Origin of the sequence: Levilactobacillus koreensis JCM 16448 (assembly GCF_001435525.1) — a bacterium.
Classification (GTDB): domain Bacteria; phylum Bacillota; class Bacilli; order Lactobacillales; family Lactobacillaceae; genus Levilactobacillus; species Levilactobacillus koreensis.
On the sequence record NZ_AZDP01000079.1, the window covers coordinates 50,361 to 65,391 of the forward strand.

Below are 15,031 nucleotides of genomic sequence, written 5' to 3' on the forward strand. Positions count from 1 at the left end.
CTTACTTCAATAGCTTAGAAACCTTTTTTTGCTGGCGTTTTGCCGCATTTCACTGCGCGGCGTTTTGCCAAATCGTAATAATCATCCGCAATAATTTCTCGTTCCAAATATGCTGGATTACCCATCAAACTCAGGGCACTTTGCCACCAGTAGAGATCGCGCTTTTCAAAATAGTCGTCAAACTCAGCTGACAACGCCGTACACTGGTCGCGCTCAATGAAGAGCATCAGCTCAATCAGATAATCCAAATTGGCCTGCGACTCAACATAAGTATCAATCTCCTCGTTGATATTCGGCTTATTCGCTGATAGATACGGCGAAAGTCTGGCCCGCAACGTATCCGAAACGTTCAGCGTATTCTGTAACGACATAATCGTCTTACGTAAGTCCACGATGCGATTGTTAATATTCGCAATCGTCTTAGAATAGGCTTCCCTGTAAGTAGTCATGGAAGTTCCTCCAATTATTTATGTAGGTTTTTATAAAATATCGGTCGTACTGGGCCCACAATTCAATCCAATATTTTCCGGTTTTAACTCCAAAAAAAGTCACTAACTGTGACAGCCAACGTCGCCAAGCCTAAACCTGTTAGGCCAATCTCTGTCAACTTATGACCATCACTTTCAGCCGCCATTCATGATACCGTTTTCATTTCCAAAGATTTCATTTGCCTTTCAGTTACTCTCATTTATCAGCCACAATACCCGTCATTTTAACGATTTGTAGGATTTCCGTATCGTCCCCAGCAAGCGCCCATCCCGGTTTAAATTTACAGCATTTGGACCCCACCGTTCCTAGAGTGATCAGCCCTTTCATAAATACTTTCGTAGTACCTAATTATAGTGTTGCCCAAAACAATATTCAAGGGGTATACATTTATCGAGATGTTATTGTTACACCATTTACTTTCAGTGGCATTATCCCTAAACATTAGGCTGATCATCATCATTTTCGGCACAACGAGAATCACCGCATCCTTCTCGTTTTCTGAAAACCAACTGTTGATAATTGGTCGCACAGCCAGCCAATTCACAAGCAATTTCTAACTAAAAGTCAGAACATACACGTAGGCTACCGTCGACACGGTATTCTGTGCACGGCAAGTCACTTTTGACATTTACTTTTTCTCAAGCCCGCTGTTAAAATTCATAAACAATATCTGGAAATAAGCCGAGATCATACAGTAGGCCGATCGCAACTAAAATCAGGCCCATCACTGAGTTTTATTCATTATTGCTTAAATTATACACAGCGGATATCGTTATTTAGACGGTCACTGTCGTTATAAAAATCATAAATTCCAGTAAAATTATACAAAAATATTCCAACCACAATCCATGAGTAAAATGACTGGGCCTCATAATTCGAGTCCCAGCCATTTTGTTCGTTAATTACAAATAGATGTCCCCTGCAGCTCGCCAATTTTCACACCAACCCAGCCAGTCCTACAAGCGCCAGATTGATTATTATATTTACAAACCTCTAGCCGGTCCACAACAGCCGGAAAGGCACCAGCTCACTGCCCTTCAGCGGGTAATTGCATGGCAGAACGACCATTTTACCCGATACTTTTACACAATCAACATCATCCCTTTACATCCACTGACTATCCTAGGGGCTGTACCAAATTCAGAGGAGGAAGTTCACGAAATGAATAAAAGATGGAGCACTTTAGTCACGGCAATGCTGTTAGCAACGACACTCGGTTGGCAACAACCACTTGCGACAGTCACTGCCGCCGCTAAGACGACAACCACGCAGACAACGAAGAAGCCTAAGAGAAAAACCGTTGTCTCAACGTCCACTCACATTAAACTACAAGGCGCATCCAACGCCCGTGACCTCGGAGGCTACGTTAACTCAAAGGGCCAAAAGATCAAGATTCACCGCTTGATTCGGTCCAACAGCCTGTCCACATTAACTAAGGCTGACCAGAAGAAGCTCGTTAAGACGTACCACTTAGCGACCGATGTCGACCTGCGAACCATCAGTGAGCAGAAGCAGAGCCCGGACGTGCGCATGAAGGGCGTCAAGCTGGTCAAGGCCAACGTCTTCAAGGAATTTCCGCCACTGCCTGACTTCTCCAAAAAGAACGCCGCAAATAAGATGATGGAAAAAACTTATCACGACGCGGTTACCACGGCTCAGGGACGAAAAGCCTACAAATCCCTATTTCATCAACTACTGATCAATCCTAAGAACAAGGCCGTTCTCTGGCACTGCTCCGCCGGTAAGGACCGCGCCGGCATGGGCACAGCCTTCGTCCTCTCTGCCCTCGACTTCAGCAGAGCCGCCATTACCAAGGATTACTTGAAGTCTAACGCCTACCTCGTCCAAACGAACAAAGTAAATCTACAAAAGGAAGAGGCTGGCTGGAAAGCCCAAGGCAAGACCTTGACCCCTACCGTCATTGCCAACTTCAAAGATGAAAATGGCGTTCAAAAAGCCTACCTGAATGCGATGTACAAGGCAATCGATGTCAAGTACGGTAGCATGTCAAAGTTCCTCCACAAGGGGCTTGGCTTAACCAACGCTCAATTGAAGCAGTTGCAAGCTAACTACCTGACGCCAGCTAAATAAGTTTTTGCTTTAAGGCTATAGAAAAATGCGACATCTTCATAATGGAGGATGCCGCATTTTTGTCCACGCCACTCGCCAACGAGCCACGTTCAAATTTCAGAACGCCTTAGAATCCCAACTCTCCTCACTCTAGAAGAGCATTGGTACTACAGCAAATATATTCAAAGACGGCTTGCATCATTCCCTCGTCTAACGCGTCCAGGCTACCAATCGCATTCGCTCTCAAAAGCGTACCTAAATAAAATTGAAGATAACGTAGGAATACCGGTCTTGTATCCAGATTTCGATCATCCTGAAATAGTGCAATTAAGGCTGCTGCAAGACTATCCCGTGTCCAATGCTTAACTTGGCGATGGAATTTTTCAATCATTATTTGGTGAATCTGTAAAATCGCCTGCCGATAAGCCATCCCATCCGCCACAGTCAGCGAGGATCCAAACTGTTTCTCCATTCCAGTCAGCCGCTCCTGAGCTTGCTTCAATTCTGAAGTTTCCTGCCGATCCGTCAAACTCTTTTTCAAAACTAACTTGGCATCCGGATTAACTGCGGTTGCAACTGGCTGTCTATGCAACGCATCCAATTCTTGATGAGCTTTAACCGTATCAATCGTATAGTTCACCCTAGTAAAAATTCTATCAGAAATTGCCACACTCTCTTGACCGCGCTGAACTGCTAAGGTGACATTTTGTCGTGCCAACGGCCACATCACCGCAGCCTTAACAATCCCGCGATTACTCATTTTAAGCAATGTTGCATACTGCCTGTCACTAATTAGCTCCTGGTTCAAGCAAAACTTAAGGTACTGATGAATCACTTTCGACAAGGCAATCAGCCCATCCGTAGTGAGTCCACTGGCAAAGGACCACAACGAACTCACGTACAGATCAATTTCCTCAATTGAATACAAATGTCTCCCATCATCCATGAACTCGGCCCACTCAAGTAAGGCGCTGTAAATAGGTTCTCTCGTCAAAAACAAGCCATACGCTAATTGTAATTGCGCTGGACTATGCCGCTTCGCGATTAGCGCAATAAATGTGTTGAAATCAACATCTTCTATAAAGTGGGCAAACATTTCCGTCTGATCGATTGGCAGCAACTTCACCGGGTCACAGTCAAGCCAATCAGCTGCATCTAAACCATTTATCTCTACTGTTCGACCATCATCACTATCACTAAACGCAACGACATCTGGACGTTTTTGCGTAACGAGTTGCTCAAACTCGACTGCCAAGCCCGGTTTGGCCAAATGATGCGCTTCTAGATAGCCACAGAACAAATGAACTACTTTTGTCATTTCGGCTAATTCACCAATATTTGTGTCCAAAACAGCCCCCAAACCAGTCAAAACACCATCCGCTAAAGATTCAGCCGTCATCTGGGCTAATGTCCGGTTAAAAATAGCGAATTGAATTGTCACGATACCCTCTACGAAGGCCTCTAACGCATCGGCATCATTGTCAAAGATTTCTAATGCGGCTGAATCTTTTGAAAACCCCGAAATTTCATTCACTTCTTTAAGTAATAAGTCACTGTTACGTTGCCGTGATGAAGCTGGCCGTATACTATGCAATCCCTTGGTAGCAGTGTAAATAGTCCGCAACATTTCATCATAATTCATCATTTTTCTCATCTTCTCTATTCTCGTTTTTTATTATCAAACCGTCTCAGTTCATCCATCATCGCCGGTCGCCGTACATACTTTACCCGCCACTCCTGCACAATCCGGGTTGCTTCGGCATAACCGCTTGGATAGTCTGTCATTTCATTCAGGATTGCGGCCAGCTCACGGTAATGCTTGCGGTCACCGGTCTTTTCGGCCATCTTTTGCACCGTTCGGCTGTATTTAGCGACGAGTTGATCAGAGAACTTTGGGGCCAAGAGGTGCGCGTAGGTTCGCACGCCATTGAGTCCATGCTCCGACATAACCGCCGCCAGTAATTTCTTGTTCAAATGGTCTTCGGCATACAGTGGTTCTTGATTTACTGTTACCGGTAGTGCCTTGAAGAGTTGATCACGTTTCATCGGCCACTCTTCTGCGGAGTACTGTTGCTTCAATTCCCGGTAACAATCGATATCAGCTGGCGCATAGGCCGTTAGCAATAACCACAATTCGTGGCGGTAGTCCTCTGTCTGTCCTAATTTTTTATACAGCGTTTTCAACCGTTGGCTATACGCCAGCACGACACCACTCAATCCGCCGGCAAGTTGCTTCCCCTCACGCAAGACACGGATTGCCGCCGAATAATCCTGACGCTGCACGCAATCGTTAACGTAGTATTGTAGCACGTGCTGATAGCGAAGATTGGCCAAACAAAACTGCTCGATTTCTTCAGCGGGTCGGCCTAGTTCGGCCATTACTTTTACGTGGGACGTTGCCCATTTTTCAGCTAGATAGTCACGATCCCAATCGTCCTTAAGCTGCTCCGCATCATGTAGCTGTTGGGCCGTCCACTCCAGCTTCTCTTGCAAGAATTCCGGCTCCTTGAATTGGGAAAATAGGATGTCCGTAACTGCCTCTTCAAAGGCGCCCATATCCTCGGTCGCTCGCTTCTGGAACCATTTCAACGCTCGTCGCTTCAATGGTAGATCTGCCTGGACAAGGATAGCTTCTCAAGTTTCAAAACAAAGCTGACTGATTCGCATCATCGCGCCGTCTGAGTCATCAATATCTACATAAACTGATAGTTTCACAACAGCGTTGATTACGCGAAATGCCAAACTCAACTGCTGATCATCAATCAACGACTGAACGTCTTCGCAAATAAAGGTACTGAGGTCCTCTTCAAATCGTTCGGCGTTTTCATAGTCAATAAAATCATCGTTATCCATGTAGGCTTCAAAGATGTCCCCAATTTGTGTCTGATAGCCACGGAAGGTCTCCTTAACTGTATGCTTGACCGTTCGTAGTTCAAACCGTTTCGTCAGCTGAGCATCCCCGCACAACACCTGCGTTAGAAAATCCCGCACCTGTTTTTCAGTGGCCGCCGCGACTAACCCTGCGATAGCATCAGTATCTGCTGGCTGCGGCGTTGGTTCCTCATCCATGTAAAATAGGACGGCCGCCATATGCTTACAGTTCTCGCCACCAAGCGCATACGGACAGTCACAGCTTCCATTGCGAATATTGCCATCTTTGTCGAAATCAATTTCAACATGGTAGCGCTCTGATCCGAGGACAATAGCCGTGATTTTGGTCGTTGATAAATGAACATTAGTGACCATCCCACGCTCATAATAATCGCGACCCCGACCGATAATCTGTGGTTGAAATAATTCTGACCAATCCATGTGTGACGCCTCTTTCGAACGTATTTAAGTTCACTATAGCAAATGGCCGATTCGAAAACAAAGGCTAGTCCAATTCCATAACGTGTAAAAAACGGTAATGCCCTTGGTAATCAGGATACCACCGTTATGCTTACTATTTAGCAGCCCGTAACACCGCAATGTCAATCTTCTTCATGCCCATCATCGCCTGGACCTGTCTGGGTGTCTGTGTCAACTCACCCATATTCTGTGGGACAATTTGCCAGGAGATGCCGAAGCGGTCCTTGGCCCAGCCACACTGCTCGGCGTCCGGGACGTGCGATAGTTTCTGCCAATAATAGTCGATTTCAGCTTGATCAGCACATTCGATGGTGAAGGAAATGGCCTCGTTGAAGCGGAAGCTGGGGCCACCATCGAGCGCCAAAAATTTCTGCCCGTTCAAGTCAATTGCCCCTGAATAAATTCAGCGGCTTATCGCTCACGTGTCTGGCAACACAGTAGTCCAACATGCCCATTAAGACACTCCTACTCGTAGTGGCAACATCATCGGGTAATTGACGGCTACCCGTTAACTGCCAGGTTTACCCAGCAGTTGTTAGCTTTTTAATCTTTGGGTGTTTGACACCATTCAACCAGTCTTGCCCAAGCATCTCAATATTCATTGCCCCTAATCGATCATCGTTACACCGATATCGGCATTGGGCACACCAATATTCATGAGTATCATGATGGCGGTTAGTTTTCTCAACTAGGCCACACTTCGGACACCTCTGTGAAGTGAAGGCTGGATTCACCTTCACGACGGCACTTTGAATAGCCTGAGCCTTGTATGTTAAGAACGATTCTAGTTGAAAGAAGGACCAAGAACGGTGACTATTACGCAAGGGCTTAGGCAAATCATCCGTGTTAAACGTCACATTAGTTAAGTCTTCCAAAACGAAAAGCGTATGCGACCCATATGCCGTAACGAGTGTCTTAGCTAGCCGATGATTCACATCGGTCATCCAGCGGTTCTCTCGTTGAGCTAGTTGCTTCAGTTTTCTCTTGGCAGACGTGGTGTTCTTACTTTGTAGTTGTCGACGAACCTTAAGAAATTTTCTCCGCTTACGTAAGACTTTTTGACCATCAAAGAATAGTGTTTTCCCTTCACTATCAAAGGTAGTTGCTAGGAAGCGTAACCCGCGATCAATCCCTACGATTTGCGGATTGTCCTTGGAATTAAAATCGCTAACTTCTTTGGTAATGCCAATGTGTAGAAACCATTTTCCGCGGCTGTGGACTAGCTTAGCAGTGCCTAGCTTCCAATCTCCATGAAGATAGTTCTCAAAACCTTTGTCAGTAAAGTTCATTTTCGTTCGTTGACCTAAGGTGGTAATTGAGACGTGGCTCAGCTTATCCACAAAAGAATAGTTTCTTTGACGAACTAAATCTGCCTGTGGTCGACGGAACCGAATTGGTTTCACCAACCACGTCAAGTCTCTAGGAATTTGAATCCACTTGTTGTCTTCGTTCTTACAACGGTAAGGATGTTGCTTCATCTGTTTCTGAACAGTTTTGTAGCGAGCTGCGACCGTTCGAAAAACTGACTGCACCATCTGACTATTCAGTTGTGATTCCTTTCTGAGCGTTTGGTACAGTTGATAATTTATTTTTAACCAGCTTAACTGAAACGCATGGTCAAAAATCCATTGACTGACAATATTGGCCAATCGTCGGTATTCCCGGCTCATTTCTAAAAACTCCGCTGACTGTTCGGTATCTGGATAGAGTCGTAATTTAATCGTTCGTCCTAGCTTAACCAATAGCTACCTCCCCTGAAGATTGGGTTAAGTATACCATAATTAGCTATCCGAAAGGGGAACATACGTTTTAGGAAGTATTAAGTTCTGGCATTCATCCCGCGATTAAAATCGCAGGTTTCCTGCCCGGACTTTAATGAATGGCTTCCTCACAATTATTATCAGCAAACCACAGACTTGGGACAATTTTATTCATAACGGCCTCCTGTGAAATCTCGTTTTGCGTTAAGATTACCTGATTTGGGAAACGGATTCAAGTACGGATTCCCTAACGCGCTCATTACCGCCAAACGTGAGCTATAGCCTCGTTTTATAACGATTTACATAGTCGATTTTGGTGGTGCCTGCTATCTTTACACAATCAACACCTCACCTTTACATCTGCTTAGTATTCTAGAGACTGTACCAAACACAGAGGAGGAATTCGCATTATGAACAAAAGATTAAGCACTCTAGTTACCGCCTTACTGTTGACCACCACTTTGGGTTGGCAACAACCTTTGTCGACTATCACGGCCGCTGCGAAAACGACCCAAACGACTAAGACCACTAAGAAAGCCAAAGCACCAAAACATGCCAAGGCTAAAACTGTGGCCGGAAAGTCAACGCATATCAAGCTTCAAGGTGCTTCCAATGCCCGTGATTTAGGCGGTTACGTCAACCAAAATGGTCAAAAGATCAAGGTGCACCGCTTAATTCGTTCTAATGGCCTGTCCACTCTGTCTAAGTCCGACCAAAAGAAGCTGGTTAAGACTTATCACGTTGCCACCGATGTTGACCTGCGGACGATCGTTGAACAACAAAAGAGTCCTGACGTACAGATCAAGGGCGTCAAGCTGGTCAAAGCCAACGTCTTCAAGGCCTTCCCAGCTTTCCCAGACTTCTCCAAAAAGAACGCTGGCGATAAGATGATGAAGAAGTCTTACCACGACGCTATCACGACTGCCCAAGGTCGCAAAGCTTACAAGTCCCTATTCCATCAATTATTGAAGAACCCTAAGAACAAGGCCGTTCTGTGGCACTGTTCAGCCGGTAAGGACCGCGCCGGGATGGGCACAGCACTGGTACTTTCCGCCCTTAACTTTAACCGAAAGGCAATCACCAAGGACTACCTAAAGTCCAACACTTATTTGACTAAGACCAACGCTGAAAACCTACAGAAGCAAGAGGCTGGCTGGAAGGCTCAAGGCAAGGCCCTGACACCAACCGTCATCGCCAACTTCAAAGATCAAAACGGCGTGAAGAAGTCCTATATCGACACCATGTACAAAGCTATCAACACGAAGTACGGTAGCATGGATAACTTCCTCCACAAGGGTCTGGGCCTATCCAACACACAATTGAAACAACTGCGCAACAACTACCTGACACCAGCGAAGTAAATTAAATACCGAGCATCCCAGAGAGCGACCAGTTTCTGAAGATAGGAACTGGTCGCTTTCACGTCCTTTGGTCAATTACTATGTTTTTCCAAACATTATTCATGCTAAAAACAAATTTCCCCCAGCCATGTTATATTTAAAAAGTTCCAACTGGGACAAACTGGGGAGGTTTTATTTATGAATAAAGCAGCATTGATTTTAGGAGTAGCCGGGATGGCAACAACTTTGGGGTTCGGCACAGTCGTTGGGTCCGCCAGCACACTGACGGGCGCCGTTCAATACCACAAGTATCATGGCACAACGACCATCAAGAAGAACTATCGCCATTTTAAGCTGACCAATCACCAACCAAACAGCGACTATAAAATCATCAAGGTGACGAGCTGGAAAAACGCCAAACTCAAAGCCGGCAGTAAAGTTAAGATTGACCTTATGGCAACTCAAGGAACACAATATAACTGGTACCGGATCAAATCCACGGCCAAACACGCCACCCACCGTTACTGGGTCTATGGTCAAGCCTTGCAAGGCAACTAATCTAAACTTTACTTCAATACGACCAATCTCTACCTAACCGAGATTGGTCGTTTTTTCTGTACGTCGTATGACTTCCCTCCCACTAGAAAGAACCCCAGCTGACCACTTAGGTGTAAAATATAGTTACAACTGTTAGTATTTCTACAGCGCATTAGTTATTCTGCGTTGGAACTAACCGGTTTAATTTTTTCGAGTAACCATGACAGTACCTCTGGTCACTCGGCATTTAGGGGAGATTTTTATATGAAAAAGTTGTTACTAGGGGTCGCACTGGTTGCTACCAGTATCCTCGGCCTTACAGGTACCGCACAGGCGGCGACCAAGAGTTCATCACCATATCTACCGGACAATAGCAAGCCGGGTACGACGCAGTACGTCCGTCTAAAGAAGACAATGGATGTCGGTTTTTACCAGAAGTCCAACGGTCACTATAAGAAACTGCTGAAAAAGAAGGGATCTCTGCTCGAGGTCATGGGCATCAACCGCAACGAAGTCAACGGCGAGTACGTGCCAACGGTTGGCCTCACCTCTGGCGCCGTTCACTACAGTCGCGCCAAAAAGCTGAAATATTCAACGATGGATAACATGCACGCTAAGCTCATCCCCTATACCAAGGCTAATTTCAAACCGGTTAAACTAAAGGCACCCGACAGAACACTTCTATTTCAATCTGGAACTGGCTTTAAGCTAAATGCCAAAAAAGACAATCTAGTCACGACCCCCGCTTTCTACCTAACGCTCGACAACTATCTACAATACTATAGCGCAGCGGACCTGGCCAAGGTTGCACCTAGTGGCCTTTACAAAAATGTTCGTGGCATGAACGTCTGGAAACCAACCGCCTCGGTCAAGGTCAGCAAGGTAAGCGTCAAGGGCCGGACCACCACCGTTGATTACAAGAAGCCACTCAAAGGCATGCCTAACAAGAAAATCAGTAAGGGCCACTACCACCTAAAAATTGTACACAACACGAAGAAACACCACGCGACCTTCTTCCCTGATGGCTATACCGAAGAAGCCATGTGGACGACGTATAAGGTTAATGGGAAGAATTACTATGTCGGCGAGTCGATTGAGGTTAAGGACTATCTCGACGAATAGTGGTTCTTCATTAGCCTAATGATATATCAAAAACAGCTAAGCCCGCCTAATGGGACTCAGCTGTTTTTTCTAACCTCAATTTTGTTCATAAAAGGACTAGACGCATGGTTATCTCTCAGGTCCACACTAAGCCATCATATAGACGACATAGGCACCGCCCTTTGCTGCAACCTGGCTACTGACCTTTGTGGATTTGATTGTTTTTTCAGCTAGCCGTCTAATTAATCAGTGAAGTCTTCGGTTGCACCGGTAGGGTTGAAGGCTTTCGCTTGGCCCTTGGTCTTGTAGTAGTGTTGCAGATGAACTTCGCCGCTTCCCACATTCCACATGGCGTAGACATACAGTGACTTAATGGTCTTGCCTTTATAGTGGCGGTTGACGACTTTATAACCTTCTGTTCCTGTTTCCCCCAGTGCTGATGACTTGGTGTGGTTTACCCATTCTTCATCAATCAACCACCCTTTATTCATAAACAACATGGTATTGTACTTTCCCGTCTTGATACCCGTCAGATTTTTATTCAAGTTGGCAGCCTTTATTGGACTATAACCAGTCACCCACTTTTTCCCATTAAAATTCCGATATGAAGTCTTATTGGCCGCAATCGTGTACCGATTATAGTGACCGTTCTGGTAATAGTACCAGGTCCCTTGAAACTTCTTCGGGGCACTAGCCAGACTCATCTTAGTACTGGCTTGGGCATCAACCGTGGGATTCGCAACGGCCAAGACTGCGCCAAAACTAACTGACGCCAAGACTGCGCCCATCATGTTGGTAAATTTCATTGTCATATTCCTCCTTATTTTCCGAATGGTCTATTTGTGTAGCGCACCAACTGGATTGAAGAATTTGGCTTGGGCCTTAGTTTGGTAATAGTGGTCCGCTAACTTCTTTTGACCGTAGCTGTTGACGATACGCTTGTTGTATAGTACTTTGACGGATTTGCCCTTGTAGGTCTTGTGAATCACCTTATAGGTTCCGCCCCCATTGGTCGCGAACATGCCGTAAGCCACGACCTTGGTATAGCCGTCCTTAACACTCTTGGCGCTCGTCCAATGAGACTTTTTATTGCCCAAACCTTGTCTAAATTCATCGTCTTGGTTCTTAGTCGTATGTAGCGTCCCGGTCCATTTGACCTGTTTCTTCCCAAAGGCATCAAAGTAGTTCTTAACCGTCATTTTCTTGGCCCCGATGGTCATCGTCTTGTAGTAGTAACCATCATTTTCCTCATAGTGGTACCAGGTTCCGCGAATACTCTGCGGAAATGCGGCCAAACTGACTTTCGCTGCTTGCGCTTGAACCGTGGCGGGACCGGTGACAGCCGCCGTAGCGCCAAGCGTGGTTGCCACGATAGCGGCTCCCAAAATATGGTTCATTTTCATTGCTATTTCCTCTTTAAATAAACTACGTTAGTACCTCATCCTTCATTAATTGCGATTAGCAAATGTTTGCCTAACTAAACTTCAGTATAGCAATTAAGGGTGTCATAATATGTCGTTTGGGACTGTGACAGCCTATATTTTCCAAAAAAAATTAACTACCGGCCGTATATCAAAAAAGGTGGTCACCCAACAACAGGCAGACCACCTTTACTCTTACCAACCTAATTCCGGTCATACGCCCAAACCGCTAGTGGCGCAAAGACCGCAACAACGGCAACATCAAAGACCAGCACCAGTAAGGCTTCGTGCGTCCAACTCCCGGTCGCCAGGATCTGGCGAATCGCGGTGATCACGTAGGTTACCGGATTCAAGTGCGCCACGAACCGGAGTGGCTTCGTCAATGAGTGTAATGGCACGAAGGCATTTGACATAAAGGACAGCACCAGCATCGTCATCAACGACGCACTTTGAACGGCACCCGCACTCTTTGCCAGCAGGCCCAGGAGCGCAAAGATCCAGGACAACGCCCAACCCGTGAAGATGGCCAAGAGTCCAATCGCGACGACCCAACCAAACCCAACAGCCGGCCGCCACCCCATGAGGTAACCGGTAGTCAACGAGGTAATCGTCGCAATTAGCAAGCGTAAACTATCAGCAAACAGTTGACCCGCCAACGGAGCGATGTGCGCCATCGGCAACGACTTGAAGCGGTCGAATACCCCGGAGTCGAGGTCTTCTCTGATTTGAGCGCCCGATCCCGACCCCGCCGACAACATCGTTTGAATCAAAATCCCAGGAACGATGGTTGGCAAGTAGGCTTGAACGCCACCGGCAATGGCGCCACCGAATAAATAGCCGAACATTAGCATGAACAGGACGGGCTGAATCACCACATCCATAAAGTTATCCGGGTTGTGAACTGTCTTGAGTAAGTTCCGATAGGCCATCGTAGCCGTATTCATAATGACGTTGCCGCCATGCATTTTTACATCCATCTTGCATCCCTCTTTCTTAGTTCTTGCCGACCGTGAGATCCATGAAGACATCGTCCAGCGACGGCTCTTGCACGGATAAGTGGTCGATTGCGATTTTAGCTTGCTTCAATGCCGCCAAGATCGGCGTTAAATCTGTGACCTGATTCAGCCGCACGCTCAGTCGTTGTCCGGTCCGTTGAATGGTGTTGGGCACCTTTGCCGTCAGAAGTTTTACCGCCGCCGACACCTGGGTGGCCTGACCGACCGTGAAATTCAACTTGGTCCCGCCAACCTGTTGCTTGAGCTCGGCTGGCGTCCCCATCTTCACGACCTTGCCGTGGTCGATGATGGCCAGGTTGTCGGCCAATTGGTCGGCTTCGTCCAAGTACTGCGTGGTCAAGATCACCGTTGACCCCTGCTTCACGAGCTTGCGAATCGTTTCCCACATCTGCGTCCGGGTCCGCGGGTCCAGCCCGGTCGTCGGTTCATCCAGGAAAATCAGGGTTGGCCGTGTAATCAGGCTCACGGCGAGGTCCAGCCGACGCCGCATCCCCCCGGAAAAGTTTTTTAAAGCCTTATCGGCGGAGTTTTCGAGTGAAAATTCGGTCAGGAGCTCCGTTGTCCGTTGCTTGGCGTCCTGCCGTGAGAGGCCATTTAAGCGGGAAAAAATCATCAGGTTCTCACGCGCCGAAATGTCTTCGTCGACCGAGGCGTACTGTCCGGTGAGGCCAAACATCGACCGGGCCAGGCGCCCCTCCTTAACCGTGTCGTGACCGAAGATTTTGACGTGGCCCGCGTCAGCTTTAAGCAACGTGGTCATCATGCGCAACGTCGTGGTCTTCCCGGCACCATTGGGCCCCAGCAACCCGAAGACCTCCCCTTGCCGCACGTTAAACGAAATATCATCCACGACCGTCTTCTGTCCAAACTTCTTAGTCAAATGGCTTACTTCAATTGCATTAATTGCTGACATGTTAATCCCCTCTTAGCTCTCTTCTTTTTAATCAGGTCCCCCTGACTAAAATTATAATAAGGCCCCCTGATGAAATTGTCAAGAGTTCGCTCAAAATAGATAATGCCACTTCACCTGGTTGTCAGGTATAATGGCAATAGGGAGGCGGTTCTATGCCTGATTTAACGAAACAAAAAAATGCGGCTGGCAAACTGATTGAATTCGGCATGGTCAGCCACACTGCGGAGGAAGTAGCCCACCGCAACCACTTGGATAAAGAGGACCATCCGCTGCGTTTTCAGGGACAAGGCAAGGTGCTACTGGCCTTATCGCAAGACGATGGCCTCTCGCAAAAGGAACTGGCGACCCGGCTAAATTTAGCGGTGCAATCGACAGCTGAATTTGTTAATAAACTGGTCAAAAAGGACTTAGTCACTAAGGAAAAGTCGACGACGGATCGGCGCAAAACGATCATTCGCCTAACTGACTTGGGGCGCGAAACCGCGGCCACCGAAACGGCCAAGGTGCCAGCGTACTTAGAAACGTTGACGGACACGGAGTTAGAGCAGCTCACAGCGATTTTAACGAAGATCAATAACAACCTTTACGACGAAATCGACACCATGACGCCCACGCAATCTAACAAGTTCAAGGCGACCGTGGCGGATCACCTGCGCGACTGGTTCCTCTAACGCCAAACGGTCTCCCATTCAGGGATTGACCGTTTTTTTTAACCCAGTCAATTGGTGTTAATTTGCCGCACACCGGCTGACAGGGATTCCGCCTGCTGTGGGGACGCTTCAGCCTGAGGAACGGGCTTCTCGCTCGCCCGGCTACATCCCTGTCCTCCTCCGGCTCAGGTTATGTTCTATCACGACAACGGTCGGAAAACGTGGAGGTTTAGCGCTTTCGGTCCAATCGATAACGTCTGTTACAGGCATTATCTCCGTCGCCTAAGTACACCGTGTAAGCCGAGAGGTCGGCAGATATTAAAACGCACATGCCCAAAAAGGCCGTCCCCCGATTCGAGGGACGGCCTTTTAGTCTAGCTATA

The 15,031-nt window shown here is 47.0% G+C and carries 15 protein-coding genes; 5 read left to right on the plus strand and 10 right to left on the minus strand.

What is annotated here, in order from left to right; all coding sequences use genetic code 11:
- Positions 1 to 14: 14 nt before the first annotated feature.
- Positions 15 to 449, minus strand: a complete 435-nt coding sequence (locus tag FC99_RS06995; protein WP_048732926.1) for a hypothetical protein — start codon at positions 447 to 449, stop codon at positions 15 to 17.
- Positions 450 to 1,650: 1,201 nt separating this feature from the next.
- Between FC99_RS06995 and FC99_RS07005 the strand changes: the two genes are divergently transcribed.
- Positions 1,651 to 2,580: a tyrosine-protein phosphatase gene (locus FC99_RS07005; RefSeq protein WP_048732930.1), complete on the plus strand. Its 930-nt coding sequence runs from the start codon at positions 1,651 to 1,653 to the stop codon at positions 2,578 to 2,580.
- Positions 2,581 to 2,704: 124 nt separating this feature from the next.
- On the opposite strand, the gene FC99_RS07010 is transcribed toward FC99_RS07005, so the two are convergent.
- The 5 genes from FC99_RS07010 to FC99_RS07030 form a co-directional block, all read right to left on the minus strand.
- Positions 2,705 to 4,204 (minus strand): hypothetical protein, encoded by a 1,500-nt coding sequence (locus FC99_RS07010; protein ID WP_048732932.1) that lies wholly within the window; start codon positions 4,202 to 4,204, stop codon positions 2,705 to 2,707.
- A gap of 14 nt (positions 4,205 to 4,218) precedes the next feature.
- On the minus strand, positions 4,219 to 5,163 hold the full coding sequence (locus FC99_RS07015; RefSeq protein ID WP_156166893.1) for a hypothetical protein: 945 nt from the start codon (positions 5,161 to 5,163) through the stop codon (positions 4,219 to 4,221).
- Positions 5,164 to 5,193: 30 nt separating this feature from the next.
- Positions 5,194 to 5,871, minus strand: a complete 678-nt coding sequence (locus FC99_RS07020) for an SWIM zinc finger family protein (protein WP_048732936.1) — start codon at positions 5,869 to 5,871, stop codon at positions 5,194 to 5,196.
- A gap of 133 nt (positions 5,872 to 6,004) precedes the next feature.
- Entirely contained in the window at positions 6,005 to 6,292 is a 288-nt protein-coding gene (locus FC99_RS07025) for a VOC family protein (protein ID WP_235805880.1), read from the minus strand.
- A gap of 139 nt (positions 6,293 to 6,431) precedes the next feature.
- The gene (locus FC99_RS07030; protein WP_056986502.1) at positions 6,432 to 7,652 is read right to left on the minus strand and encodes an RNA-guided endonuclease InsQ/TnpB family protein; all 1,221 of its coding nucleotides are present in this window, start codon (positions 7,650 to 7,652) and stop codon (positions 6,432 to 6,434) included.
- A gap of 428 nt (positions 7,653 to 8,080) precedes the next feature.
- On the opposite strand from FC99_RS07030, the gene FC99_RS07035 reads away from it, so the two are divergent.
- From FC99_RS07035 to FC99_RS07045, 3 genes are all read left to right on the plus strand, one after another.
- Entirely contained in the window at positions 8,081 to 9,031 is a 951-nt protein-coding gene (locus FC99_RS07035) for a tyrosine-protein phosphatase (protein WP_048732942.1), read from the plus strand.
- Between the two features lie 177 nt (positions 9,032 to 9,208).
- Positions 9,209 to 9,568: a hypothetical protein gene (locus FC99_RS07040; protein ID WP_048732944.1), complete on the plus strand. Its 360-nt coding sequence runs from the start codon at positions 9,209 to 9,211 to the stop codon at positions 9,566 to 9,568.
- A 243-nt stretch (positions 9,569 to 9,811) separates the two neighbouring features.
- Positions 9,812 to 10,669, plus strand: a complete 858-nt coding sequence (locus FC99_RS07045) for a hypothetical protein (RefSeq protein ID WP_048732945.1) — start codon at positions 9,812 to 9,814, stop codon at positions 10,667 to 10,669.
- 221 nt (positions 10,670 to 10,890) lie between these two features.
- On the opposite strand, the gene FC99_RS07050 is transcribed toward FC99_RS07045, so the two are convergent.
- From FC99_RS07050 to FC99_RS07065, 4 genes are all read right to left on the minus strand, one after another.
- Positions 10,891 to 11,454, minus strand: a complete 564-nt coding sequence (locus tag FC99_RS07050) for a hypothetical protein (RefSeq protein ID WP_048732947.1) — start codon at positions 11,452 to 11,454, stop codon at positions 10,891 to 10,893.
- A 30-nt stretch (positions 11,455 to 11,484) separates the two neighbouring features.
- Positions 11,485 to 12,051, minus strand: coding sequence for a hypothetical protein (locus tag FC99_RS07055; RefSeq protein WP_048732948.1), 567 nt, complete (start codon positions 12,049 to 12,051; stop codon positions 11,485 to 11,487).
- Between the two features lie 221 nt (positions 12,052 to 12,272).
- Positions 12,273 to 13,046: an ABC transporter permease gene (locus tag FC99_RS07060; RefSeq protein WP_048732950.1), complete on the minus strand. Its 774-nt coding sequence runs from the start codon at positions 13,044 to 13,046 to the stop codon at positions 12,273 to 12,275.
- Positions 13,047 to 13,062: 16 nt separating this feature from the next.
- A complete protein-coding gene (locus FC99_RS07065; RefSeq protein ID WP_048732952.1) occupies positions 13,063 to 13,998 on the minus strand; it encodes an ATP-binding cassette domain-containing protein in 936 nt (311 codons plus the stop codon).
- A 152-nt stretch (positions 13,999 to 14,150) separates the two neighbouring features.
- Between FC99_RS07065 and FC99_RS07070 the strand changes: the two genes are divergently transcribed.
- Positions 14,151 to 14,669: a MarR family winged helix-turn-helix transcriptional regulator gene (locus FC99_RS07070; protein WP_048732953.1), complete on the plus strand. Its 519-nt coding sequence runs from the start codon at positions 14,151 to 14,153 to the stop codon at positions 14,667 to 14,669.
- Positions 14,670 to 15,031: the final 362 nt, after the last annotated feature.